23 protein-coding genes are annotated in these 26,309 nt (G+C 49.3%); 18 read left to right on the forward strand and 5 right to left on the reverse strand.

Annotated features, from left to right (window positions below; all coding sequences use genetic code 11):
- Positions 1–153: 153 nt before the first annotated feature.
- From NBZ79_RS09575 to NBZ79_RS09590, 4 genes are read left to right on the forward strand one after another with little or no spacing between them, the layout of a single operon-like run.
- The gene (locus NBZ79_RS09575) at positions 154–954 is read left to right on the forward strand and encodes a crotonase/enoyl-CoA hydratase family protein (RefSeq protein WP_251937959.1); all 801 of its coding nucleotides are present in this window, start codon (positions 154–156) and stop codon (positions 952–954) included.
- Positions 955–985: 31 nt separating this feature from the next.
- A complete protein-coding gene (locus NBZ79_RS09580) occupies positions 986–1,225 on the forward strand; it encodes a hypothetical protein (RefSeq protein WP_251937961.1) in 240 nt (79 codons plus the stop codon).
- Positions 1,222–1,812 carry a uracil-DNA glycosylase family protein gene (locus tag NBZ79_RS09585; protein ID WP_251937963.1) on the forward strand — a complete coding sequence of 197 codons (591 nt, stop codon included), beginning with the start codon at positions 1,222–1,224 and terminating at the stop codon, positions 1,810–1,812. Before NBZ79_RS09580 ends, NBZ79_RS09585 begins: the two co-directional genes overlap by 4 nt.
- 4 nt (positions 1,813–1,816) lie before the next feature.
- Positions 1,817–2,818 (forward strand): alpha/beta hydrolase, encoded by a 1,002-nt coding sequence (locus tag NBZ79_RS09590; protein WP_251937966.1) that lies wholly within the window; start codon positions 1,817–1,819, stop codon positions 2,816–2,818.
- Between the two features lie 23 nt (positions 2,819–2,841).
- Here NBZ79_RS09590 and NBZ79_RS09595 read toward each other — a convergent pair whose 3' ends face one another.
- Positions 2,842–3,432, reverse strand: coding sequence for a TetR family transcriptional regulator (locus tag NBZ79_RS09595; RefSeq protein WP_251937969.1), 591 nt, complete (start codon positions 3,430–3,432; stop codon positions 2,842–2,844).
- A gap of 166 nt (positions 3,433–3,598) precedes the next feature.
- Here NBZ79_RS09595 and NBZ79_RS09600 point away from each other — a divergent pair, with 166 nt between their 5' ends.
- The 3 genes from NBZ79_RS09600 (at position 3,599) to NBZ79_RS09610 (ending at position 6,063) form a co-directional block, all read left to right on the forward strand.
- Positions 3,599–4,954 carry an MATE family efflux transporter gene (locus tag NBZ79_RS09600; RefSeq protein WP_251937972.1) on the forward strand — a complete coding sequence of 452 codons (1,356 nt, stop codon included), beginning with the start codon at positions 3,599–3,601 and terminating at the stop codon, positions 4,952–4,954.
- 217 nt (positions 4,955–5,171) lie between these two features.
- Complete coding sequence (locus NBZ79_RS09605; RefSeq protein WP_251937974.1) at positions 5,172–5,597, forward strand: DUF2846 domain-containing protein; 426 nt, start codon at positions 5,172–5,174, stop codon at positions 5,595–5,597.
- 22 nt (positions 5,598–5,619) lie between these two features.
- Positions 5,620–6,063 (forward strand): DUF2846 domain-containing protein, encoded by a 444-nt coding sequence (locus tag NBZ79_RS09610; protein ID WP_251937977.1) that lies wholly within the window; start codon positions 5,620–5,622, stop codon positions 6,061–6,063.
- Here NBZ79_RS09610 and gph read toward each other — a convergent pair whose 3' ends face one another.
- On the reverse strand, positions 6,064–6,735 hold the full coding sequence (gph, locus tag NBZ79_RS09615) for a phosphoglycolate phosphatase (protein ID WP_251937980.1): 672 nt from the start codon (positions 6,733–6,735) through the stop codon (positions 6,064–6,066). It lies immediately after the preceding gene.
- A gap of 111 nt (positions 6,736–6,846) precedes the next feature.
- On the opposite strand from gph, the gene glmU reads away from it, so the two are divergent.
- On the forward strand, positions 6,847–8,181 hold the full coding sequence (gene glmU, locus NBZ79_RS09620; protein ID WP_251937983.1) for a bifunctional UDP-N-acetylglucosamine diphosphorylase/glucosamine-1-phosphate N-acetyltransferase GlmU: 1,335 nt from the start codon (positions 6,847–6,849) through the stop codon (positions 8,179–8,181).
- Positions 8,182–8,226: 45 nt separating this feature from the next.
- A complete protein-coding gene (gene glmS, locus NBZ79_RS09625; protein ID WP_251937986.1) occupies positions 8,227–10,050 on the forward strand; it encodes a glutamine--fructose-6-phosphate transaminase (isomerizing) in 1,824 nt (607 codons plus the stop codon).
- Positions 10,051–10,061: 11 nt separating this feature from the next.
- On the opposite strand, the gene NBZ79_RS09630 is transcribed toward glmS, so the two are convergent.
- The 3 genes from NBZ79_RS09630 to NBZ79_RS09640 form a co-directional block, all read right to left on the reverse strand.
- The gene (locus NBZ79_RS09630) at positions 10,062–11,294 is read right to left on the reverse strand and encodes an SAM-dependent methyltransferase (protein ID WP_251937988.1); all 1,233 of its coding nucleotides are present in this window, start codon (positions 11,292–11,294) and stop codon (positions 10,062–10,064) included.
- Between the two features lie 208 nt (positions 11,295–11,502).
- The gene (locus NBZ79_RS09635; RefSeq protein WP_251937991.1) at positions 11,503–12,024 is read right to left on the reverse strand and encodes a PAS domain-containing protein; all 522 of its coding nucleotides are present in this window, start codon (positions 12,022–12,024) and stop codon (positions 11,503–11,505) included.
- Between the two features lie 9 nt (positions 12,025–12,033).
- Positions 12,034–12,969 carry a cation diffusion facilitator family transporter gene (locus NBZ79_RS09640; RefSeq protein WP_251937994.1) on the reverse strand — a complete coding sequence of 312 codons (936 nt, stop codon included), beginning with the start codon at positions 12,967–12,969 and terminating at the stop codon, positions 12,034–12,036.
- Positions 12,970–13,215: 246 nt separating this feature from the next.
- Between NBZ79_RS09640 and NBZ79_RS09645 the strand changes: the two genes are divergently transcribed.
- From NBZ79_RS09645 to cimA, 9 genes are all read left to right on the forward strand, one after another.
- On the forward strand, positions 13,216–14,688 hold the full coding sequence (locus tag NBZ79_RS09645) for an NAD-dependent succinate-semialdehyde dehydrogenase (protein ID WP_420854601.1): 1,473 nt from the start codon (positions 13,216–13,218) through the stop codon (positions 14,686–14,688).
- 65 nt (positions 14,689–14,753) lie between these two features.
- Positions 14,754–16,109 (forward strand): glutathione-disulfide reductase, encoded by a 1,356-nt coding sequence (gene gor, locus NBZ79_RS09650; RefSeq protein WP_251938000.1) that lies wholly within the window; start codon positions 14,754–14,756, stop codon positions 16,107–16,109.
- A 145-nt stretch (positions 16,110–16,254) separates the two neighbouring features.
- The gene (locus tag NBZ79_RS09655) at positions 16,255–17,634 is read left to right on the forward strand and encodes a class II 3-deoxy-7-phosphoheptulonate synthase (protein WP_251938003.1); all 1,380 of its coding nucleotides are present in this window, start codon (positions 16,255–16,257) and stop codon (positions 17,632–17,634) included.
- Between the two features lie 9 nt (positions 17,635–17,643).
- Complete coding sequence (locus tag NBZ79_RS09660) at positions 17,644–18,795, forward strand: nicotinate phosphoribosyltransferase (protein WP_256470332.1); 1,152 nt, start codon at positions 17,644–17,646, stop codon at positions 18,793–18,795.
- Positions 18,796–18,891: 96 nt separating this feature from the next.
- Positions 18,892–20,232, forward strand: coding sequence for an MFS transporter (locus NBZ79_RS09665; protein ID WP_251938009.1), 1,341 nt, complete (start codon positions 18,892–18,894; stop codon positions 20,230–20,232).
- An 81-nt stretch (positions 20,233–20,313) separates the two neighbouring features.
- Positions 20,314–21,978 carry an NAD+ synthase gene (locus tag NBZ79_RS09670; RefSeq protein WP_251938012.1) on the forward strand — a complete coding sequence of 555 codons (1,665 nt, stop codon included), beginning with the start codon at positions 20,314–20,316 and terminating at the stop codon, positions 21,976–21,978.
- The gene (gltX, locus tag NBZ79_RS09675) at positions 21,975–23,306 is read left to right on the forward strand and encodes a glutamate--tRNA ligase (protein WP_251938014.1); all 1,332 of its coding nucleotides are present in this window, start codon (positions 21,975–21,977) and stop codon (positions 23,304–23,306) included. The genes NBZ79_RS09670 and gltX overlap by 4 nt, the downstream gene beginning before the upstream one ends.
- A gap of 15 nt (positions 23,307–23,321) precedes the next feature.
- On the forward strand, positions 23,322–24,695 hold the full coding sequence (cysS, locus tag NBZ79_RS09680; protein WP_251938017.1) for a cysteine--tRNA ligase: 1,374 nt from the start codon (positions 23,322–23,324) through the stop codon (positions 24,693–24,695).
- A complete protein-coding gene (gene cimA / locus NBZ79_RS09685; RefSeq protein WP_251938020.1) occupies positions 24,695–26,302 on the forward strand; it encodes a citramalate synthase in 1,608 nt (535 codons plus the stop codon). Before cysS ends, cimA begins: the two co-directional genes overlap by 1 nt.
- Positions 26,303–26,309: the final 7 nt, after the last annotated feature.

Below are 26,309 nucleotides of genomic sequence, written 5' to 3' on the forward strand. Positions count from 1 at the left end.
TCTGTCTCCAGTGTTTTTATTATTGGGAGCTGTTGCGCCCGATTCAATAAACGATCTTCCTATTCCGGGAGATTGTCAAGTTTCCTGCTGGATCGGCGGAAATCCTAAAATTGAGGCTTTCTATTTATTCGCCAATTGAGTAGCCTTGCGGCCATGACTGATGCACTTTTATACGAACAAGATGAGGGCGTTGTAACCCTCACGATCAATCGGCCAGAGGAGCGTAACGCCCTGTCCGATGATGTCATTTTCGATGCGTTTATTGACGCGGCGAAGCGGATCAATACAGATAATTCAGTCCGCTGCGTTATTCTGACCGGTGCCGGAAAAGCTTTTTCCGCTGGCGGGAATGTCAAGCATATGCGGGACAAGGAGGGGATGTTCGCGGGCTCTCCGGCGGAGTTGCGGGAATCCTACCGTCAGGGCATTCAGAAAATCCCCCTGGCCTTCTATAATCTGGAAGTCCCGACAATCGCCGCCGTCAATGGCGCGGCGGTAGGGGCGGGATTTGATCTCACCTGCATGTGCGATATCCGTATTGCAGCTGAATCTGCTCGATTTGCGGAAAGTTTCGTTAAGCTGGGAATTATCCCAGGGGATGGCGGAGCCTGGTTCCTGCCACGGGTGATCGGGCGCAGTCGCGCAGCCGAAATGACTTTTACCGGTGAAATGATCGATAGTGCCACGGCCCTCGACTGGGGACTTGTATCGCGCGTTGTGCCGAACGAAAAACTGATGGACACCGCTCGCGACCTGGCACGGCGCATTGCCGTTAATCCACCGCATTCGCTCCGTATGGCAAAGAAACTACTGCGCGAAGGGGAGCATATGCGCCTGGACAGCCTGCTGGAAATGTCCGCTGCCTATCAGGCACTCTCCCATCACGCGAAAGATCATGGCGAAGCCATTGATGCCTTTTTTGAGAAACGCGATGGAAACTTCAAAGGTGAGTGACCTGCAGCTGATGTTAACAGGAGCACCTGCCATGAGTTGGCTGGCGGGACAGTCCTTTAGGATCGAGCTGGAGGAGCCCGTCGAAAAACAACTTGCTCGAAAATGCGAGATTTTGAAGGTTAATCACGTGACTTGTCTGATTTTCGGCAAAAGGCTTGCCGAGGAAGTTCTCGCTGAATGGGAACGCGCGCCACCTGCCGGTGTTGTTTTACATAAACTGGATGATCAGCAACGGTCCGAGCTGATGCACCGGCTTGGGACCGTATCGTGACCAGTGCCCTGGATCAGATTTTAAAGGACATCCGCGCCTGCCGGATTTGCGAGGCGTCACTACCACTGGGGCCAAGACCGGTCCTGATTGCCGACGCCGAAGCACCCATCCTGATTGCCGGACAGGCCCCGGGTACCAAAGTCCATGCGTCGGGTATCCCCTGGGATGATCCGTCGGGAGACCGGCTGCGTGAATGGCTGGGTGTGGATAAGGAGACTTTTTACAATCCCAAGAATTTCGCCATAATTCCACAAGGTTTTTGTTATCCGGGACGCCTTGAAAAAGGTGGCGACAGCCCACCGCGACCGGAATGCGCACAAACCTGGCACCCCAACCTGATTCCTTTATTGCCGAACGTGAAACTGACCCTGGCCGTTGGCCAATATGCCCATAAATACCATTTGGGTCCGCGCCGGAAGAAAACCCTGACGGCGACGGTTCAGGCGTATGAGGAATTCGCCCCCGATTTACTCCCGCTCCCGCATCCGAGTTGGCGGGTGACCGGCTGGATGAAGAAGAACCCCTGGTATGAAACCGAGATCGTCCCGATCCTGCAAGCCGAAACACGGCGTTTGTTAAATCTGTGATTCCATGACGGTTAAATTTAAATTCCGAAAACGGGCCCATCATGTCTTTTTGGCGATGATGCTTGTTGTTCTCAGTTCCGCCTGCACCCCTGTCGTACAGCAGGCCGGGGAGTCGCGGGTAGATCCCGAGCTGACCGCTACGACTTTGACGACTTTCGATGATAAGGAATTACCGGTAAAGATCTGGGAAGCGACGGAAGGAACCCGGGCAGTGATCATTGCTGTTCATGGCATTAATGATTACAGCAATGCCTTCGCTTTTCCCGGAAGCTGGTGGTCGACGCAGGGCATAACAACAATTGCCTATGATCAGCGAGGATTTGGCGCAACTCCCGAGACTGGAGTTTGGCCCGGACAGGACCTTATGGTGCGGGACCTGGCCAGTCTTGTCGAGCAAGCCAAGCAGAAATACCCGACCGTACCGATTTACCTGCTGGGTGAAAGCATGGGGGGTGCAGTTGTCATGACTGCTGTCGGCGACCCGGAGTTCCCCGAGGTCTCTGGGGCAATCCTGTCTGCACCAGCCGTATGGGGATGGCAATCGCTTAATATTTTCTACAAAACAGTTCTATGGACAGCAGCCCATACCTTTCCTGAGACAAAATTGACGGGCAGGGGACTTGGTGTACAGGCATCGGATAACATATCCGTCTTGCGCAATCTGGGGGCGGATCCTTTGTTTATAAAGGCAACCCGTATTGACGCGATTTACGGCCTCGTCGATTTGATGGATAATGCCTATGAAGCGGCAGACGATCTGTTGCCACCCATTTTACTGCTATACGGGGAAAAAGACGAGCTTGTCCCGAAATCATCGGTGGACGCCATGGCCGCACGTTTGCCTGAGGATGTTGACATTGTGCTGTATGAGAACGGCTGGCATATGCTTATGCGGGATTTACAAGGGCCCGTGGTATGGCGTGATATTGCCGATTGGATTTTCGAGCGGAATATATCCTCTGGAAACAAAATCAACGGCCTGCCGCTTTTTCCTAAGAACGAATAATCCCGCGTTATCCCTATGGAGCGTCAGATCTGTATTCCCAGGCAAGCGTGCAGTTCCTGTAGGATAATCTGACTGACCTGATCACCGGTAACAGCGATATGATCAGACGCCAGAAAGTCCGACAGACTGGCGGATAAGGCTACAAGTTTCCAGGCGAGAACATCGGGATCCATTTTGGATTTCAAGGCGCCGGATTTAAGGCCGTCGCGTATATATCCCGATAATTGTGCGTGAAAATCATTTACCGCTTTGCCATAAACAGTATCAAATTCCGCTGAGCGTGTTGCCTCATCGGCGGCGCTGATCCAAATGCGGGAGATACTGGTGCTGTTCGGCACCTTGCGCCAGTCGAGAACCCGTATCAAGGCTTCGCCAATGGGATATTGCGCCACAAGCAAGTCATTGGCTTCAAGATCCTGCTGCGCGGCATAGAGCAGGGATGAGCATTTCAGTTCAGTCAAGGAGTCGAAATGATGGTGAATGATGCCGGTCGCGGCACCAAGTTCAGCTGCCACACCGCGCGCTGTTATACCGCCGAATCCCTTTTGTGCGACGACATCAAGAACAGCCTTGAAAATGGTTTCACGACGTTCTTCTTTTGCTAAATAAGCCAAGCATTTCCTTCCCGGATCTCAAAATATTTCTTCTCCACTGTTGACATATATTGAATTTGGCCATATGTCCAACTTGAACGGATGTTCAGTTTCAGTATTCCCCCAATATTGACCCGAAAAACTCCGTTCGCCAACACGTAATATTCAATTTAGAGAGATAGAGGCCATGTCAGTCGTGAGCGCTGAGCAAAAAATGATCACGGGCACACCGATAAACGAGTTTTTTCGGTTCGTTTTCCCGTCGGTTTTCGGCATGCTCGCAATTTCCTCTGCAGTAATTGTCGATGGTATCTTTATCGGTAATTTCGTTGGAGCGGATGCGCTTGCATCCGTCAACCTCGTTATGCCGCTACTGGCCTTGATTTACGGGCTCATGATTATGATGACGGTTGGATCCTCGGTGATTGCCGGAAAATATTTGGGCGAGAAAAACGTACCGGCTGCATCGGATGTTTTTTCCAAAACCGGCATAACTGTCTTATTGATGTCCCTTGTAAGCGTCCTCGTGATGTTCGTATTTCCTGAGATGATCGCGCGTGGGCTAGGAGCTATGGGAACGACTGTTTCTTTAAGTGCAGAATATCTAAGAGTTCTCGCCTGGTTTTATCCAGTTTTGGCTGTGGTAGTGCTATTGAGCCAATTTGCCCGCGTTGATGGCCGGCCGAGCTTTTCACTTTATGGGATGATTGGTATTACGGTATCCAATATCGGGCTCGATGCGCTTTTGGTTGGATGGCTTGGATGGGGCTTGTTTGGTGCCGCCCTTGCCACGGGATTGGCATATGTCACGGGTGCTGCTGTGATCCTAGTTCATTTCCTGGGATCAAAGGCTGTCCTTAAATTCGTCCGTCCGCGGGGATCATGGTCCGTCATTCCGCGCGCCGCGATCAATGGATTTTCGGAGTTTCTGAATGAAACCTCTGCCGGTATTGTGCTGTTTATCCTGAACTGGATACTAATGATCCATGTGGGCGCATCCGGTGTCGCCGCGTTTACGATTGTCAATTATGTGTTTTTCATTGGTCTTCTGGTTTTCTACGGGGTGGCTGAAGGCATTGTGCCCTTGATCAGCGTCAATTTTGGCGCGCGTCAAGCACAGCGGATATCCACGTTCCTGTTTATGGGGATCGGGTTTAACTTGTTCGTTGGCGGGCTGATCGCCGCGACAATGCTGATTTGGTCCGGTGAGTTGGTCGGTGTCTTCCTGAACGCCGATGAAACGGATATACAGCTGCTTGCCGTCAGCATTATTGCAATCGTCTGGCCGATGTTCCTGTTCAACGGCGCAAATATTGCTGTGTCCACGTACTTCACAGGCATGCATTGCGCAAAGCAATCAGCGATGATTGCTATGGCACGGTCACTTGTGCTGCCGGTTACCCTGATTTACCTGTTCTGGCAGCAATTTGGCTATATGGGGGCGTTCTACGCCCTGCCCATTGCCGAAGCGCTTGCTTTGTTGCTGAGCATTATGCTGTTCCGCTCCCGCACACCCCACACTATGGTCCGTGCCACCGCTTAAGGAACGGCTCGTGGTATAACTGTTCGTTCGGGCTGACAATGGCCTGTAAAAGGAACCTGCGATTAGATTCCTTTTACAGGTTTCAACACTGTGTTTTTGTGCAACAGAGCCACTGCAATCTCCATATACAGACTGCCTTTCGATTGACGCTATTCATCTAAAATGCCATTTTTGCGATATACAATATATTCCAATTTCCTTAAAAGGTGTTTTATTTATGCGGATAGTATTCGTTTGCCTCGCGTTTGCGTTGTTGGTTGGCTGTACAGCTTCAGGCCCTCTATTTACTGAAAAAGGGCAGCAAGTTACGCCGATTGCCGGTGAAAGCCGGGTATTTGTGTATCGAGTTGATACGATCATCGGATCTGGCGGGTCTGTTAAATTTTTGGACGACGGAGTGGATAAAGGATCCATAAATGTCGGTGGCTATATTACTTACACGGCGAAACCCGGATATCATGCACTTCTTACGGAAACGCCGGGTATTGATAAGCTCTTTCACTTAGAAATGGCGGCTGGTGAGGTTTATTACTTAAGAATAGATTATAACCCGGGTACATGGACCGGTACTTTCACAACAAATGTCATCCCGGAAACCACAGCTTTGCCGCAACTTAAATTAACTAGGTATCAGGGCAAATAGATTTCTTTCAAGGTATTATTTTATGCGTTTTATATCCATTGTTTTGGCATTTGTTTTATTGGTTGGGTGCACGACTTCTGGCAAGAAATTCTCGGAGACAGCTGATAAACTGCCTGTTTCTTCAGATAAAAGCCGCGTTGTCGTTTACCGTTCCACGCAGAACGCCTTGTCGGATGACAGCATGTCTGTTTTGGATAATGGGAAGGAGATGGGGACTTTGAATATCGGCGAGGTTGGTATTTACGATACGGATCCCGGCGACCATATAATTTATACAGATGAAACGGGTGAAAAAGGCAGGAAAGCCCATATTTCCATGAAACCCGGCGAAATATATTATGTAAAATTTACGGTTTATGACAATTACTATCTTCGTATGGTATCCGCCGTGTTTATTTCTGATGAAATGACCGAAAAGAATGCCTTGCGGGATATACAGGTTTTACGCGAGCAAGCGAAAGAATAGTCAGCTCCTTGTTATCTTGGTTACCAATGGATACAACTCGTCGAAATGATCAATAATATGGGTCGGGTTGAGGTCGGATACGGGAATCTCCGTATAGCCGAAGGTAACGGCGATACTGGGGATTCCGGCGTTTCGGGCTGCGGAAATATCGCTGTCTGAATCGCCCACCATCAAGGCTGTACCTTTGGTGAAGTTCATTTCCTCTAGTGTACCGTTGATATGTCCAGCATCGGGCTTTCGTACTTCGAAACTATCGCCGCCGGTGGTTGCCGTGAAAAATTTCGACAAGCCCATCTGCTGTAAGAGCGGAACAGCGAACCGCATGGGTTTGTTGGTACAGACGCCCATGGTCACCCCGGCTTTTTTAAACAACTCCAGCGATGTTACGACGCCTTCATAAGGGACGCTGTGATCGATGAGGTGGTCTTCGTAATAATCAAAGAATTCTTCTACAAGCTCTTCGAATATTTCCGCGGACGGCATACCGCCGGTTGCTGTTAAGCCTCTTTCCAGCAGCACTCGCGCACCTTGACCAACCATATGACGGACTTGCGCAATATCAATCAGATCCCGACCGGCCCGAGTGAGGGAGTGATTGAGCGCTCCGTGCAGGTCCGGCGCAGAATCAACGAGGGTTCCGTCAAGGTCAAAAAGTACGTATAAATCCTGCATGGGTGAAAAATCCGGTAACATTGTTTGATTATATTTCTGTTCTTCCTTGTGCAAGAGTGCATCCGAATTGTAAAGTCCAACATTTTAAAATACTTCGATATGAGTGAACAAATGTCTGCTATTGCTGCTGTCGTTCTTGCCGCCGGGGCCGGTACCCGGATGAATTCTTCAAAACCCAAGGTATTGCATGAAATTGGCGGCCGTCCGATGGTGTCTCATTTGCTCGATACGGTAAATCAGCTGGGAACCGAGCGGGTAGTTGTGGTGACAGCGCCAAATATGGATGCTGTGCAGAGACAAGTGGCGCCGGCCACCATCGCAATCCAGCACCAGGCAAAAGGCACCGGGCATGCGGTCCTGTCTTCCCTCGACGCACTGGACGGTTTTGAGGGAGATGTTCTAGTTCTGTTTGGTGATTGCCCGTTGATCAAGCTCGAAACATTGCGCGCAATGGTCGAAAAGCGCCGGGAACAGAGCGCTGCAGTTGCTGTTCTGGGGTTTGAGCCTGAGGATGCTGCTGAATATGGACGACTGGTTACAAATACAGCCGGTGAGTTGGAGGCAATCGTCGAATTTGCCGATGCCGATGCAAAAACCCGGGCGATTGGTATCTGTAATTCCGGTGTCATGGTCTTTGACGGCAGTAAACTGGCGTCCTTGATCGGGGCCATTACAGACAATAACTCAAAAGGTGAATTCTACCTGACCGACGTGGTCGAGATTGCCAATAGCCAGGGCCTGACATGTACCTATGTGATCGGCGATGAGCTGGAATTACTGGGGATAAACAACCGGGTACAGCTGTCGCAAGCCGAGCAGGTGGTTCAATCGCAGTGGCGGCAACAAGTAATGGAGGGTGGTGCAACCTTGATTGACCCGGCCTCTGTCTGGCTCAGTTACGATACGAAAATCGGACAGGACGTGGTGATTGAGCCCAATGTATTCATTGGAACCAATGTCATTATCCGCGACAATGTCCGTGTCAAGGCCCATAGCCATTTGGAAGGCACGACAATTGGTGAACGGGCGCAAATAGGACCATTTGCGCGGCTGCGTCCCGGAGCGAACCTGGCCAGCGACGTGAGAGTCGGCAATTTCGTCGAAATCAAGAAATCCATGATTGAGACAGGGGCGAAAATCAGCCACTTATCCTATATCGGTGATGCGGAAATCGGGTCCGAAGCTAATATCGGCGCCGGAACCATTACCTGCAATTACGACGGATTTGACAAATTCGCCACTAAAATCGGGGCTGGGTCATTTATTGGCTCAAATACGGCGTTGGTTGCGCCAGTGACCGTCGGGGAGGGTGCAATAGTTGGTGCCGGCAGTACAATTACACGAAATGTAGAGGCAGATGCCCTGGCCATTGAGCGTGGCGACGAAAATCAAAAGCCTGGCTGGGCGGAACGTTTTCGTTCCCTTAAGAAAAAAATCAGAAAATAAGACTATCATATTGTTCAAATTGTTTTTTTAAGGATTAGATAGACGATGTGTGGGATAATTGGAGTCCTTGGTAAGCAGGATGTGGTGCCGTCGTTGGTTGATGGATTGAAGCGCCTTGAATATCGTGGATATGACAGTGCTGGCATTGCGACTTTGACATCGGACGGCATAGATCGTCGCCGGGCGGAAGGCAAACTGGTCAATCTTGAAGCCGTGTTGGATGGAAATAATCTTTCAGGGCTTGCTGGGATTGGTCATACTCGCTGGGCAACCCACGGGGTGCCAAATGAAACGAACGCTCACCCCCATATGACCACACAAATCGCTCTGGTCCATAATGGTATTATCGAGAATTACAGAGAACTAGCGGAAGAGCTGGTTGCAAAAGGATATGCGTTTGAATCGGAAACCGATACGGAAATCGCCGCACAGCTTATCAGCAGTTATCTTGACGACGGTGCTTCTCCCAAGGACGCCATGGCGCAATCTCTGCAACGGTTACAAGGCGCTTTTTCAATCGCTGTAATCTTCAAAAAACACGACGACCTGATGATCGGCGCCCGCCGCGGAGCGCCGCTGGCCGTGGGATGGGGCAAAGGTGAGATGTTCCTGGGGTCGGACGCCTTGGCGCTCGCACCATTGACCAGTAGTATTTCCTATTTGGAAGAAGATGACTGGGTCGTTCTGACACGTGACGGTGCCGTTTTCTATGACAAGAATAATCAGGAAGTAACACGGGAAGTAAAACAGACACAACTTTCCGGGGCTATGATCGGTAAGGGCAACCATCGGCATTTCATGATGAAGGAAATTGTCGAGCAGCCGGCGGTTATCGGTGAGACCCTGAGCAGCTTTTTTAATCCGCGCAGCAGAACCATCACGCTTCCAGACCTACCATTCGACTGGAAGGATCTTCCCAAGATTACAATTGTCGCCTGCGGAACCTCATTTTATGCAGCGATGATCGCCAAATACTGGTTTGAAAAAGTTGCGGATTTATCCGTGGAAGTCGATATCGCGTCGGAATTTCGATATCGCAATATGCCGCTTCGTGAGGGGGGGCTCGCGATGTTCATATCTCAATCTGGCGAGACAGCCGATACCCTGGCTGCTCTGAAATATGCCAAGGAAAATGGCCAGCATATCGGCTCTATCATAAATGTAGAAGAAAGCTCCATGGGGCGTGAGTCGGATTTTGTATTTCATACGCAAGCTGGACCGGAAATCGGTGTGGCTTCAACAAAGGCATTCACCTGTCAATTGGTGACCTTGGCTTGTATTGCCATAGATGCGGGCGTACAACGAGGTGTTATTGACCATGAAGAAGAAGCCCGGCTCTGCGCGGCAATTTCTGAAGTCCCGGCGCGGGCAGCTGAAATCCTGGAAAGTCACGTCAATATCAAGAACCTGGCTGAGAAAATATTTGAAGCCAATGACATTCTTTATATCGGGCGGGGGACCGGCTACCCGGTTGCTCTGGAGGGTGCCTTAAAGCTCAAAGAACTTTCCTATATTCACGCGGAAGGCTATGCGGCGGGGGAGTTGAAACACGGTCCTATCGCATTGATTGATGATACGGTTCCGGTTATTGTTGTAGCGCCATCTGATCCCTATTTTGAGAAGACCGCCTCAAACATGCAGGAAGTCATGGCCCGCAAAGCCCGCGTAATCTTTTTATCTGATGCCGCCGGGATTGAACAATTAGGAGAGCATGCGGTGGGTTCAATTGAATTGCCCTCTGTCGATCCATTTGTAGCCCCAATCCTCTATGCGCTTCCTGTACAGCTGTTGGCTTATTACGTGGCCGTTCTTAAAGGAACGGACGTGGATCAGCCCCGAAACCTGGCTAAATCGGTGACGGTGGAATAGCTTACAATTTATTATTCCGCGGCAATTTGAGTGTCAAAGGAATGTTGTTTCTCAGCTTTTGAGATGTAACCACGGGTCAAGGGCAGTGTTTCAAGCTGTTTTGACATCTGGATCTGAAAAACAACAAGTCCATTATGGCGAAACGCGACTTCGCTGGCGGCAAGATAGAACTCCCACATCCGACTGAAACGCGCATCATAGATATCCAGCACCACATCCATTTTATCCAGGAACCGCTGCCGCCAGGCACGAAGTGTATCGGCATAATGCACGCGTAAAATTTCAATATCTGTCACATAAAGCCCAGCTTTTTCTATTTCCGGTGTAATTTCAGAAAGCGGAGGGATATAGCCACCCGGGAAAATGTATTTTTGGATCCATGGATTTGTTGCCGTCGGACGGTCGGCAGTTCCGATGGTATGTAGTAAAGCGACCCCATCTTCGGTAAGCGTTGATTTTACTTTTTCGAAGAAATTCCGGTAGTGGGGCTTGCCAACATGTTCGAACATACCAACAGAAACAATTCGATCGAATGTTTCGCTAAGATCACGATAGTCCTTCATTATATAGTCAACTCTATCTGACAAGCCGACCTCTTTTGCCTTATCCAGTGCGTAGGACAGCTGGTTTTTGGAAAGGGTGATACCTTTGACCGTTACATCCTTGCTATCAGCCAGGAAACGCGCCATGCCGCCCCAACCGCATCCAATATCCAATATCTTATGCCCATCTTCCAAGGCAAGTTTTGCTTCTATGTGAGCCATTTTCTGAAGTTGGGCTTGTTCCAGACTATCGTCAGGATCTTTAAAGTAAGCGCAGGAATATTGCCTATTTTCATCCAGAAACAAATCGTAAAACTCGTCGGAAAGGTCGTAATGGTGGGCAACATTCTGGACAGACCGTCCTTTTGGATTATATCGAATAAGAAACCAGATGAGCTTATAAACAAAATCCCCAATACTTGCTAACGGATGCTTGATACCCCATCCGGTATTGAGGGAAAATAAATCCAGCAAATCATAGATAGTACCGTCCTGGACGGTCATAGAACCATCCATGTAAGCCTCTCCAAGATAAAGCTTAGGATAAATAGCAAGCTTGCGGGCGACAGCATGGTTATGCAGCTTCATCGTAACGATCGGTCCGGGTTCGCCTTTATAGACTCTTACCCGGTTTTCACAATCGATTACAGTTAGGGTTCCTTGTTTAATCAGACGCGTTAAGATTTGAGGTAAAAGTATCATTTTAACTCCTGTCTTTTCCGGCCGATTGAGTTGCTTTCTACAAAGGCAATACTAACTGATTTGCAACTACACTATATTTCCTTCTCGTCGCCTTTGGCTGACCGGATCTGTATTTTCAAATGCGAACATCTGCATTTTCACTTCGCATTATATTTTGAAACCTAATTATGACGAAATCAAGCGTCTTTTAGGTTGATTGATCAATAATTCAATCTAGTGTTGCGTCATGGTTTTCCAATGTGGTTATGGCACCGATGATAAATTCGATCTCGCCTGCCTCATTCTTTACAGGACAATCCACGGATTCAAACTGGGAATGTGTTTTGTCAAAAAGGCCTAAAGTACCAACACAACGCTTAGGTTTGGCTTCCGAAACAATATCGTCGAGATAAGATGCAAAAAGCCGGTCTTCGGGAAGCGGATTCTCCACCGTAATGGTGTCACCTCTTCGCGACACGCCCACAATATCGACTACTTTTTCACCATTCAGGCGATATAGATAATGGCCCGGTTTGATAAATTGCAGGATGTGAATATGCGGCGCAATTTTCCAATGTTCAGCAATGTCAAAATTGCTTCGTTTTGGCATGTCAGGGTGGAATTTAGCCCACCAGGTGTAAAGTGCCCTGACGCTGTCAGACAAAATTTCGTCCGCCGAAAGAACAGCTCTGCGGGATATTTTTTTAAAATTATCTGATCTGTTTTCGAATTCAAAGTCGCTGATTTTCAAAGGTTTGTCCTAAGTTTTTGATTTTATTGATTCACGATGTCCAATTAAACTCTGAGCTTCGATAAAAACACGTTTTACTTCAGAGAATCTGTTTTTTATCTGGGTTTCAAAGGCGGAAATGGCATTTTCAACTTCTGCTGCTTGCAGGTTATCGGCAAAATCGAGGCTGACATTCACGAGAATATCCCTGGGGCCCATATGCATTGTCAAAAGCTCATTTACACCGGTAATTCGTGGGTCTTCTGCGACAATGGCATATATACCGTCAACAACATCATCGCTGGCGCTTTCACCAATTAGTAAGCCTTTACATTCAAACGCCAGAACGATAGCAACAACTCCAAGAATAATTGCAATTACCACTGAGGCGGCACCATCCAATTCCGGTATACCGAGCCATTGCGCCAGGAATATGCCGACAAATGCAGCGATTAACCCTAGCATTGCCGCCGTGTCTTCCAAAAGGACGGTAAATATTGTTGGATCTTTACTCCGTATGATGGAGCGCCAGAGGCCTTTTTCTGTTTTAGTGCTTTGGAATTCCTTATAAGCGACAGTCCAAGCCCAGCCCTCAAACAACATGCTCAGGCCCAGAACCACGTAGTTCCAGGTCGGATCAGAAATCGTTTCCGGATGGCGGATATGCTTTATGCCCTCATACAGGGAAATACCCGAGCCTAGGGCAAAAATTAAAATCGCAACAACAAAAGCCCAGAAATACAACTCCATACCATACCCAAAAGGATGTTTGCTGTCGGCTTTCCTGTTCGCTTTACGCAAGCCATGCAACATGAGTACTTGGTTGCCGGTATCTACGAGCGAATGAACACCTTCACTCAACATAGCCGAGCTTCCGGTAAAGGCTGCTGCTGTAAATTTGGAGATAGCTATAAGGCCGTTTCCAATCAGTGCCGCATAGATAACTTTCTTTGATCCACTCGACACTTAACCCCCCATGGCAGCTTTTCACGCTCCCAATCTTTTCAAACGACTTTATTCGAAGAAAGATTACGGTTCCTTTTTTCTGAATTCAACAGTCTTTGTATTTTTCGTCAAAAATATTTGTGACGTTACTCAAAGAAGGAAGATTGAACCCATCAGGGATATGGCATAAACTCTGCGATCAATTTTTTTGTGACAACGACTTAACAGGGCGCTGTTAACAGGCCAAGGAAACGGAAAATGTTAGAGATGAATGATAACCCGCTAAATTTGAATGACCCCGATCTGCTGCGGATGCAGGGACTTATTGGTGGCGCTTGGTGTGATGCTGACAGTGGCGAAACGCTTGAAGTGAAAAACCCTGCGACCGGCGAAATTATTGGAACAACTCCATTTATGGGCGAAGCAGAAACCCGCCGGGCAATTGAAGCAGCCAGTGCTGCAATGCCCGCCTGGGCCGGAAAAACTGCGAAGGAGCGGGCGAATATATTGCGGAAATGGCATGATCTGATGCTGGAGAACACAGAGGATCTAGCCCGCATCATGACCATAGAAATGGGTAAGCCGCTTGCAGAAGCTCGCGGTGAGGTGGCCTATGCCGCTTCCTTCATTGAATGGTTTGCCGAAGAAGGTAAGCGAATTTACGGCGATACGATCCCCGAACACCAAAACGACAAGCGCATTGTCGTGATAAAACAGCCTATCGGCGTTACTGTCGCTATTACACCTTGGAATTTCCCGGTTGCCATGATTACCCGAAAAGCAGCCCCGGCATTGGCGGCTGGATGCCCGATGGTTATTAAGCCTGCTGAACTAACACCTTATTCGGCCTTTGCCATGGCTGTTATCGCAGAGCGGGCTGGGATACCGGCTGGGATTCTTGGAGTTGTGACCGGAGATGCGCCGGCAATTGGTCAGGAAATGACGTCCAATCCGATTGTCCAGAAACTGACTTTCACCGGTTCAACACCTGTTGGCAAATTGCTGATGGAACAATGCGCCGGGACCGTTAAGAAAACATCAATGGAGTTGGGGGGAAATGCGCCCTTTATCGTGTTTGATGACGCCAATCTTGACGAAGCCGTCGAGGCAGCGATTGCCTCTAAGTACAGAAATTCCGGTCAAACCTGTGTTTGTGCAAACCGCATGTATATCCAGTCTGGAATCCATGACGCCTTCATTGAAAAATTTTCTGAACAAGTAAAGAAATTGAAAGTTGGTAATGGCCTTGACGACGGTGTCATGCAGGGACCGCTCATTGTCGAGGCAGCAGTACAGAAGGTTGAACGGCATATTGAAGATGCTGTTGCTAAGGGTGCGAAAATTAGTTTAGGTGGGAAACGACATTCGCTGGGACAGACTTTCTTTGAACCGACGATCCTGACAGGTGTTACTCAGGAAATGACGGTTGCCAGTGAAGAGACATTTGGCCCAATGGCGGCTGTCTTTAAATTCGACGATGAACAAGAAGTGATTACTCTGGCCAATGACACAGAGTTTGGCTTGGCGGCGTATCTCTGTGCCCGTGATATTGGCAGAATTTGGCGGGTAAGCGAGGCGCTTGAATATGGCATCGTCGGTATCAACACAGGTATCATATCCACGGAAGTTGCTCCTTTCGGAGGTGTTAAGCAGTCGGGAATCGGACGCGAGGGTTCAAAATACGGTATCGATGACTATCTAGAAATCAAATACATGTGCATTGGCGGAATTAATAGCTAATGTCATATGTGTCAGGGGCAGCATAATCTGACGTTTATCTAAGCGTCCAGTATAGGAAAAGTAACGTGGAATTTGATTACGATTTATTCGTCATCGGGGCGGGCTCCGGTGGCGTTCGCGCTTCCAGAATTTCTTCTAGCCTTGGGGCTAAAGTTGCCATCGCGGAAGAATACCGTGTTGGTGGAACCTGTGTTATTCGGGGCTGCGTCCCTAAAAAATTACTGGTTTATGCGAGCCATTACTCTGAAGATTTCGAGGATGCCGAGGCCTATGGCTGGACAGTACCAAAAGCGTCTCATTCCTGGACCAAGCTTATTGAGAATAAAGATCGTGAAATTGATCGATTAAACGGGATCTACCATAATATTCTGGCCAATAATAATGTGGAACTGTATCAGGATCGGGCCACGTTGATCGATAGGAATACAGTTCAGGTTGGCGATAAAAAAATTACTGCCAAATATATCCTTATTGCCACGGGCGGGACGCCGGTAATGCCGGATGTGCCCGGGATTGAACATGCCATCTCGTCCAATGAAGCCTTTCACTTAAAAGAAATGCCCAAGCGGGTCATTGTCGTTGGTGGGGGATATATCGCTGTGGAGTTTGCCGGAATTTTTAATGGATTGGGTGCTGACGTTATTCAATTATATCGTGGTGAACAGATACTACGCGGATTTGATCATGATGTTCAGAATGTCCTCGCCGGTGAAATCCAGAAGAAGGGAATAGATCTGCGAACCCATGCCAATCCAGCTTCAATTGAAAAGACAGCCTCCGGTTTGACGGTAACCCTGGAAAACGGGGAGGTTCTCGAAACAGATGCCATCATGTATGCCACGGGTCGTAAACCGAATACAGATGGTATCGGGCTTGAAAATGTCGGGGTTGAGTTGAAAGCCAATGGTGCGGTGAAAGTCACACCGGGATCGCAGACAAACATAGATAACATATATTCCGTCGGCGATGTAACAGACCGCATAGCGCTAACGCCCGTTGCAATACATGAAGGAATGGCTTTTGCAGAGACGGTTTTTGGTGGACGGCCCAGTGCGGCAGACCACGACAATGTGCCGTCAGCCGTGTTTTCGCAACCGCAAGTCGGATCGGTCGGTCTTTCAGAAGCAGACGCCAGGGCCAAATATGGTGAAGTGGATATCTACAAGTCCCAGTTCCGGCCCATGAAGCATACGTTGACCGGTGGATCTGAGCAGGCATTTGTTAAATTGATCGTCGATGCGAAAACGGATGTCGTGGTTGGCGCGCATATTATTGGATCTGATGCGGCTGAGATTATCCAGGCGGTTGGAATTGCCCTGAAATGCGGTGCCACAAAGGCTCAATTTGATCAAACCGTCGGTGTTCATCCAAGTCTTGCCGAGGAAATTGTGACCATGCGTGAAAAATTTACGCCGGCATAAATCGTCAAAAACAGGCTGATTTAACAAAAAAACCTTATATTTATGGGTTTTAACCATTATTTCGCGGGTTATCGATTGCGAAATTGCAAAAAGGTTGTAGATAATAGCTTTTTAGAACGTTAAGTGGATATTGAGGATAAGAAAAATGTCGAAGAATTGGACACCTGAGAGCTGGAGACAAAAATCTATCCGCCAGGTGCCGACATATTTGGATGCGGCACGACTTCAGGCGGTAGAAGGGGATTTGAAAAATTTTCCACCGCTGGTTTTTGCCGGTGAGGCCAGAAGCTTGAAAGCGAAACTCGGCGAAGTGGCCGCAGGCCGTGGTTTTCTTCTTCAAGGGGGCGATTGCGCAGAAAGCTTTGCGGAATTTCATCCCAACAATATTCGTGACACTTTTAAAGTGTTGTTGCAGATGGCCGTCGTCCTGACTTTTGGATCCAATGTTCCCGTAGTCAAGGTCGGCCGCCTCGCGGGTCAGTTCGCCAAGCCACGGTCTGCTGATACGGAAACAATCGATGGTGTCGAACTCCCGAGTTACCGCGGTGATATCATCAACGGTTTTGATTTTACACCGGAAGCCCGTATCCCAGATCCGGAACGGATGCTCAAAGCCTATTCTCAAGCCGCGTCAACTCTTAATCTGCTGCGGGCTTTCTCGCAAGGCGGTTACGCTGATTTGCATCAGGTTCACCGCTGGAACATGGGATTTGTGGCAAGTGGTGAGCAAGGCGCCCGGTATCAGGAAATGGCAGATCGTATCCATGATGCACTGGCCTTCATGGAAGCTTGTGGTGTTACTTCGGAAAATACGCCGGAAATGGGTCGGACAGATTTCTATACATCCCACGAAGCTTTACTGCTGCAATATGAACAGAGCCTGACCCGCGTTGATAGCACTTCCGGTGATTATTATGACACATCTGCTCATATGCTTTGGATCGGTGATCGGACACGGGACCCGGACGAGGCGCATGTAGAGTTCCTGTCCGGTGTTGCCAACCCGATTGGTGTCAAGGCGGGACCGTCTCAGGACCCGGATACACTCATCCGTCTGATAGATACGTTAAATCCAACCAATGAAGCTGGACGTATGACCGTCATCTGTCGCTTCGGAGCGGACAATGTGGATAAGCATTTACCGGCGTTGATCCGTAAAGTGGAGCAGGAGGGCCGTTCTGTGGTCTGGTCCTGTGATCCAATGCATGGCAATACCATCAAATCTTCGACTGGATATAAGACACGTCCTGTCGATCGGATTATGACGGAAGTCAGTCAGTTCTTTGATGTCCATCAGGCAGAGGGAACTTATGCGGGCGGCGTCCATTTTGAAATGACAGGCCAAGATGTAACGGAATGTATCGGCGGTGCTTTTGAAGTGACAGAAGAACGGTTGAGCGATCGCTATCACACAGCTTGTGATCCGCGGCTGAATGCAAATCAGGCTCTTGAGCTTGCTTTCCTTATCTCGGAAATGATCAAAAAGGAAAGGGGCGGTCGAGGCGCCATTGCGGCTGCTTCATAACCTGTCGTCATGACCCAAAAAAAGCCAACGCCTGAGAGAGAGGCAATCGATCATTCGATTGCCGATCATACAGATCAGTACTTTAATAAAACAAAAAAAATAGTCAGGCAATTTGGCGATAAAACGGTAACTTACGCTGTTTTTATGAGACGACCTGTAATCTTTTGCCCTAAGCTGATGGTCGATTGGCTTGAAAATATCTGCGAGATTCGAGGGCATAGTTTCAAAATTGAACCCTGCTTTGAGGAAGGTGAGTGGGTCGGCGCCGGAGAGCCCCTCATTTATATTACGGGAAGTTTCCAGAACCTGGTGGATCTGGAAACACTGTACCTGCAAAAACTAGGGTCCGCCTGTGTGGCAGCCTACAATGCCTATACCATGTGTTCCTACCTGCCTAAGGTCCAATTTATGGCAATGGATGCCCGGCATTGCGCGGGCTCTGAGATGGCGGAAATGATGGCTTATGCGGCGTCGGTTGGTAGTGAGGCGGCGCAAAAAGAACATGATGCGGTTGGGTTTGTTGGAAATGCAAACAATTCTACCTCTTATTTCTTCAATCAAAACAAAGGCTTGGGGACGATGCCTCATGCTTTGATTGGATATGCGGGCAGCACCCTTCGGGCCGCTGAAATGTTTGCGGAAAGCTTTCCGAACGAGCCATTTACCGTGCTCGTTGATTATTACGGCGCAGAAATCACCGATGCTTTGGCCGTTTGCCAGAAATTCCCGGAAATGGCGGCGGCAGGTAATATTTCCGTGCGCATGGATACTCACGGCGGCCGGTTTATTGAGGGGCTTGATCCAGCGACATCCTACGCTGTGTTGGAACACCATATTCCCCGGGGGATTCGTCAATACCGGTCGGAACAGGAATTGAAGTGGCTTGTCGGTACAGGTGTGTCTGCGGCCGCTATATATTATTTGCGCGATGAACTGGATAAAGCCGGTTTTGACAAGGTGAAAATAGTAGCATCATCAGGTTTTTCCCATGAAAAATGCCGGGTCATGGGGAGTATCAAGGCGCCCATCGATGTGGTTGGAACGGGATCGTTTCTGCCGGCAAACTGGTCCGAAACCTATGCGACGGCAGACATCATTTCTTATGATAAGGTGCCGACAGTAAAACTTGGTCGAGAATTCCTCCTCAGAAAAGATAAATAGCTGACTAAAATCGGATAGATTTGGTCGGTTTTTCGCTAGTATCTTATGCCCATGGGTATAAGAGCGAGAGAGACACCAATTCGGGATTAGTTGGCCATGTACTCCGCAGTTATAAATTCGTGGCCACTCCTTTTGGGGATCGGCCTTCTCATGCTAGGGAACGGCCTGCAAGGCAGTCTTGTGGGAATCCGCGCGTCTTTGGAAGGCTTTCCGTCGGCGACCACTGGATTTATCATGTCCGGTTACTATGCGGGCTTCCTATTTGGGTCCTATATTACCCCTAAAATTCTTATAAATGTCGGGCATGTGCGGGTATTCGCCGCTCTGGCATCGCTGGCATCTTCTGCGGCCCTGCTTTATGTGGTGTTCGTTGATCCCATCGTTTGGGGGTTTATGCGGCTGATTACCGGTTTTTCCTATGCGGGATTATATATTGTTTGCGAAAGTTGGCTCAATGATGTGGCAACCAACGAGACGCGAGGCCAGCTGCTGTCTGTCTACATGATCATCATGATGGCCGGCTTGGCCTTTGGGCAGTTTTTCCTCAATATCGCGGATCCGGGCGGTTTTACCTTATTCGTGGTGATTTCTGTTCTTGTGTCTTTAGCGTTAATTCCGCTTGCCCTGACTGCCGCACCGGCCCCCAACTTTATGCAGATTACGCGGCTAAGCCTCCGTAAACTTTATAAAATCTCACCCCTCGGAGTTGTTGGAATGACAGCGCAGGGAACCATCGCAGGTGCATTTTATGGGATGGCTGCGGTTTACGGCGATAAAATTGGCCTTTCAATCGTCCAGATTTCGACTTTTATCAGTATCGTCGTTTTTTCCGGTGTGCTGCTGCAATGGCCGATCGGAAAGCTGTCTGACAAATTTGATCGCCGTCAGGTTATTCTTGTCACAACGGTGTTAAGCGGTGCGGCAGCTATTTTTGCCATGCTTGCCGCTGAAAATGACTTGTTGTTGTATTTCCTGTTGGGGGCCGGACTGTTTGGCGGATTTTCAGTACCGCTTTACTCGCTTTGTATCGCCCACACAAATGATTACCTGGAACCTTCCGATATGGTTGCAGCCAGTAGCGGACTGATGTTGGTAAATGGTATCGGCGCGGTATTCGGACCTATTATTGTCGGGCAACTGATGTCCACTGTAGGAACCTATATATTCTTCGGCTTGATTGCGGCCGGTCATCTTGGAATCGGCGTTTTCGCTCTAATGCGGATGATGATAAATACTTCTGCGCCGCTTGAATATCAAAGTGACTTTGTTGCAATGCCCATGCGTGCTGGTCATGCAGCTGCCGCCATGAACCCGGAAACGGAAGAATGGGAAGAAGAGCCCGAAGAAGAGGAGCTTTTGCCGGAACAGCCCGAAGATGAGGAGGAAGTTCCCGAATTGATGGATGATGGCCCTGCTTTAGGGACCCCTAATCCCTGAATTTCAATTTTTTCGGTCGAATGCGGCCTGTAAACCCATCTAATCATTGCTGAGCGGTGAAAGTCGGGTTAGAAATCCTCCATGACTGATCAATTGAAAATCGCCCTCGCGCAAGCCAACCCGATATTGGGAAATATTGCCGGGAACATCCAGTTGGCTAAAGAATTCCGTGAGGAAGCTGAATCTCTTGGCGCTGACCTAGTTGTTTATCCCGAGCTGTTTTTATCCGGCTACCCGCCGGAGGACCTGGTGTTGAAACCAGCCTTCCAGCGGGCTGCACAAGCCGCCATCAATGAACTCGCCGAATTAACCCTTGATGGAGGGCCGGCCATGTTGATGTCTGCCCCCCTGATGGAGGATAGCAAACTGTATAATGCTGTCTGCCTGTTGGAAGACGGGAAAGTCAGTGCCATGCGGTTCAAGAATAAATTACCCAATTACGGGGTATTCGATGAAATGCGGGTATTCGAATCCGGCCCGCTACCCGGACCCATCCCTTTTAAAGGCGTACGCCTGGGTGTGATGATTTGTGAAGATATGTGGTTTTCCGATGTTGCGGAATGCCTCGAGGAAACCGGCGCGGAAATTCTCATCGTTCCCAATGGCAGCCCATATGATCATAACAAGTCTGATGAACGGCTGAATTATGCGGTTGAACGAGTATCCGAAACAGGGCTGCCCTTGATATATGTTAATCAGATTGGTGGCCAAGACGAGCTGGTATTTGATGGTGCGTCTTTTGTACTGAACACGGATCGATCCCTGCCTGTACAGATGGCAAGCTGGAAAGAAGGATTAGTTGTCACTGACTGGCAGCGGGATGAGAGTGATGGCTGGTCCTGTGCTACCACGGAGATCATTGACCCGGGTACTTCGCTCGAACGGATGTATCACGCAATGGTTCTTGGATTGAAAGATTATGTGGAGAAGAACCGCTTTCCAGGTGTTGTTCTTGGTCTTTCTGGAGGAATTGACAGCGCCTTGAGCGCCGCAGTCGCCGTTGATGCCTTGGGCCCTGATCGGGTTCATTGCGTCATGATGCCGTCTAAATATACATCCCCGGAAAGTCTGGATGATGCGGCAGAATGTGCACGGCTTCTTGGAACCCGCCTTGATACAATTTCCATCGTTCCGGCGGTTGACGCATTTGATGTGATGCTAAAGGATGTTTTTGAAGGGCAGGAGCCAGATATCACGGAAGAGAATATCCAGTCGCGGGCACGCGGTATGGCGTTGATGGCTTTGTCCAATAAACTGGGAAGCATGGTGCTGACCACAGGAAACAAATCCGAAATGTCTGTTGGCTATGCAACGTTATATGGTGACATGTGCGGCGGGTATTCTGTTTTGAAAGATGTTTACAAGACAATTTGTTTTGATTTGTCTGACTGGCGGAACACGCATTATTCACCGGTTTTCAAGGGTCCGGATGGCGCTGTGATGCCGCAAAATGTGATTTCCAAACCGCCTACTGCAGAGTTGCGTGAAAACCAGAAAGATGAAGATAGTTTGCCGCCTTATGACATACTCGACGGTATTTTGAGCGGGCTGGTGGAAGAGGAAAAATCTTTTGCCGAGCTTGTGGCAGACGGGTATGAAGCATCAACTATTAGCCGAATTCAGAATTTACTGTATATTGCAGAGTATAAGCGCCGACAATCGCCACCCGGTGTCAAAATTTCGACGCGCAATTTTGGCCGGGACAGACGGTATCCCATCACGAATGGATTTAGAGACAACAGATGACTGTAAAATTTCGCTTTGCGCCCAGCCCGACAGGATACCTGCATGTGGGCAACGCCCGATTGGCGTTGATCAACTGGCTTTCTGCCCGTAAGCAGGGCGGCGGTATGGTGCTGCGCCTGGATGACACCGATCAGGAACGCTCAACCGAGGAATATGCCGAAGGCATCAAGGAAGATTTATTGTGGCTTGGTCTTGAATGGTCTGAGTTGAAAAAGCAATCTGATCGGTCCGCAGCTTATACCAAGGCATTTGAAATGCTGCGCGATGCCGGCCGTTTGTATCCTTGCTATGAAACTGGCGAAGAGTTGGATTACAAGCGTAAACGTCAATTGGCGCGTAAATTGCCGCCGGTTTATGACCGTGCTGCGTTGGATTTGAAGGCCGAAGACGTCGCTGCCTTTGAAGCTGAGGGGAGGAAACCCCATTGGCGGTTCAAGCTGGATCAAGAACTGATTAGCTGGATTGATCTGGTGCGCGGGAAAGTCGAGGTTGACGGAGCCAGCATGTCGGATCCGGTATTAATCCGTTCTGACGGTCGCCCGCTTTATCATTTGCCCTCTGTGGTTGATGATATTGATTTTGAGATTAGCCATGTTATTCGCGGTGAAGACCATGTGAGCAATACCGCGCTTCATATTCAGGTTTTCAAGGCGCTTGGTGCAGATGTGCCGGAATTCGCGCATTTACCGCTTCTGATGGGTCCTGATGGCGGACCTCTGTCAAAACGTGAAGGCAGTCAGAGCTTGCGCGAGTTACGAGAGAGCGGCATTGAACCCATGACTGTAAACAGCCTTTTGGCGCGGCTAGGCACATCGGATAATGTTGAAATTCGCCATACATTGGCTGACGTGGTTGACGGATATGACATTTCGCATTTCAGCCGCGCTGCCGCTAAATTCGATCCGGCGGAGCTTGCAAATTTAAATGCAAAGCTTCTCCATGAAACAAATTGGCAGGATGTGAAAGACCGCATAGATGTAGACGGCGCGGACGAGACTTTCTGGAATGCCGTTCGCGGCAACCTGACAACACTGGCTGAAGCCAGAGAATGGTGGCAGATTGTTTCTGGCCCCATGACGCCAGCAATCGAGGATGAAGAATTTCTATTGTCCGCGGCGGAAGTTCTTCCCGACGGAGAGTTGACAATTGACAGCTGGAAAGTCTGGACAACGGCAGTGAAAGAGAAAACAGGAGCGAAAGGTAAAGCGCTCTTTATGCCTCTTCGTTTGGCCCTGACAGGAAAGCCCCGAGGACCGGAAATGAACAGTCTTCTCCCGCTTATCGGACGGGATCAAATCATGGCGCGTCTCACCGGGAATGGCGCCTGAATCAAAGGATCTATCGTGACGTTGCATCTTTATAATACTGCGGTTCGCAAAAAGCAGGAATTCGTGCCCATAACACCGGGCAAAGTCGGCATGTATGTTTGCGGTCCCACGGTGTATGACTTGGCACATATTGGCAACGCACGCCCGGTGGTGATTTTTGACGTGCTTGCACGTCTTTTGCGGCATTTGGATTATGACCTTACCTATGTGAGGAATATTACGGATGTCGAGGACAAAATCATCACAGCAGCGGAAGCCAATAATGAAAGCATCGATGAGCTGACGAAACGTACCACCGACGCCTATCATGCAGATATGGCCGCCCTGAATGCCGAAGCCCCGGATCTGGAGCCAAGGGCAACGGAGCATATCGAAGGCATGGTTGAGATGATTCAAACTCTGATCGACAAAGGGAACGCTTATGCAGCAGAAGGGCATGTCCTGTTTGATGTTCCCAGCATGCCCGATTATGGCAAGCTGTCGGGGCGCAATCGCGATGACATGATCGCCGGGGCCCGGGTTGAAGTGGCGCCGTATAAAAAAGACCCTGCCGATTTTGTGTTGTGGAAACCCTCTACGGATGACATGCCGGGGTGGGATAGTCCATGGGGCCGGGGCCGTCCCGGTTGGCATATTGAATGTTCGGTCATGTCCAAGGCCACGTTGGGGATCACGTTTGATATCCATGGCGGCGGACGGGACCTGATATTCCCACATCATGAAAATGAAGTTGCCCAAAGTTGCTGCGCACATGATGGTGCGGAATTCGCGCGCTATTGGGTCCATAATGGCTTTCTGACGGTCGAAGGCGACAAGATGTCAAAATCCCTTGGTAACTTCCGCACAGTCCGGGAATTACTTGCCGAGGCACCGGGAGAAGCCTTGCGATTGAATATGCTGTCAGCTCATTATCGCCAGCCTCTGGATTGGACATCGGAAGGTGTCAAGCGGTCGAAAACCAACCTGGATCGGCTCTATACAGCGCTGAAGAACTTGGAAAATGTAACCACAACAGACACTGAGATTGCACCGGACGTTGTCTCTGCCCTCAATGATGACCTGAATACACCGCTTGCCCTGTCTGCGTTATATTCCCTTGCAGGCGCTGCAAACAAGGCCACCGATGATGCGGAAAAGGCGAGGATAAAGGGACAATTACTGGGGAGTGGTCAGCTACTTGGTTTACTCAATCAGAACCCCGAAGACTGGTTTAAATCAGCGGGTGAAGGCGATATGGATGTGCAGGAAATCGAAAACCTAATAGAAAAACGAAAAAAGGCAAAGTCCAACAAAGACTTCGCGACAGCAGACGCGGTACGTACGGAGTTGGCAAACAAAGGCGTCATCCTGGAGGATGGCCCTGACGGGACCAGTTGGAAGAGGGCGTAATGGAACGGGAAAGACTTTATCTATTTGACACAACGTTGCGCGATGGGGCGCAAACGCAAGGCGTGGATTTCAGTGTAGAAGATAAAACCAATATTGCTAAAGCGCTCGACAAACTCGGGATTGACTATATTGAAGGTGGCTGGCCCGGTGCCAATCCCGGAGATACGGCATTCTTCAACAATCCGCCGGAATTGCAGAATGCAACATTAACCGCTTTTGGCATGACCCGTCGACCAGGTCGCAGCGTTTCCAACGATCCTGGACTAAGCGCAATTCTGGACGCCAAGACGCCCGCAGTTTGCCTTGTGGGTAAAAGCTGGGATTTTCATGTTGACGTTGCACTGGGCATCACCATTGAGGAAAATTTGGAGCTTATTTCCGACAGCATCGCTGAATCTGTCCGTCAAGGCCGAGAAGCTATGTATGATGCAGAGCATTTCTTTGATGGGTATAAAGCAAATCCGGAATTTGCCCTGGCCTGTTTGAAGGCAGCGTACGGCGCGGGAGCGCGATGGATGGTGCTGTGCGATACCAACGGCGGTACGTTACCTGATGAGGTCGAGCGTATCGTTACGGAGGTTTTAGAACATATTCCCGGTAGCCATCTCGGTATTCATACACATAATGATACAGAAAACGCGGTTGCCAACACTCTGATGGCTGTTAAAGCCGGTGTTCGGCAGGTGCAAGGTACCTTGAATGGTCTGGGTGAGCGTTGCGGTAATGCAAACATGATGTCCCTGATACCGTCACTGGTCCTTAAAGAGCCGTTTAAATCCATGGTTGATACCGGGATTACAGAAGAAGGGCTTAAATCGGTAACGCTTGTATCCCGACTTCTCGACGACATTCTCAATCGCTCCCCCAATTTGCATCAAGCTTATGTAGGGGATGCTGCGTTCGCCCATAAAGGCGGCCTGCATGTCTCTGCGGTAGAAAAAGACCCGCGTACCTATGAGCATATCGAACCGCAGATAGTCGGGAATAAGCGGCATTTGCTGGTTTCCGATCAGGCAGGCCGGTCAAATATTCTGGCTCAACTTCGCGAATTCGGACTGGAACTGGATCCAAAGGATCCGAAAGTCGATCGTATGCTGGAGGAAGTAAAGGAACGGGAATTCAAGGGCTTTAGCTATGATGGTGCCCTTGCCAGTTTTGAGCTTATGGCGCGACGGCGAATGGGTCTTGTTCCCAAATATTTTGATGTGGAAAGTTTTCGGGTGCAAGTTGAGCGGCGCCACAATGCGCGTGGCGAGATAGTTTCAGTCACCGATGCGGTCGTCAAGGTGATGGTGGATGGCGAGCGTTATTTGTCAGTTGGCGAAGGAAATGGTCCGGTTAATGCGCTTGATGCGGCCTTGCGTAAGGATTTGGGGAAATACTCGGACTATATAGATGATCTTCGTCTGGTGGATTTTAAAGTGCGTATTTTGACGTCAGGTACAGAAGCGGTGACGCGGGTTTTGATCGAAAGCACGGACAAGTCCAATAAACGCTGGTTCACAGTTGGTGTTTCGCCCAATATCGTCGATGCGTCCTTTGCCGCCATGATAGACAGCATAACTTATAAGCTCTATAAGGCCGGCGCACCGGCTAGTTTGCAATAGGCGCGCT

The organism is Sneathiella marina, assembly GCF_023746535.1.
GTDB lineage: Bacteria > Pseudomonadota > Alphaproteobacteria > Sneathiellales > Sneathiellaceae > Sneathiella > Sneathiella marina.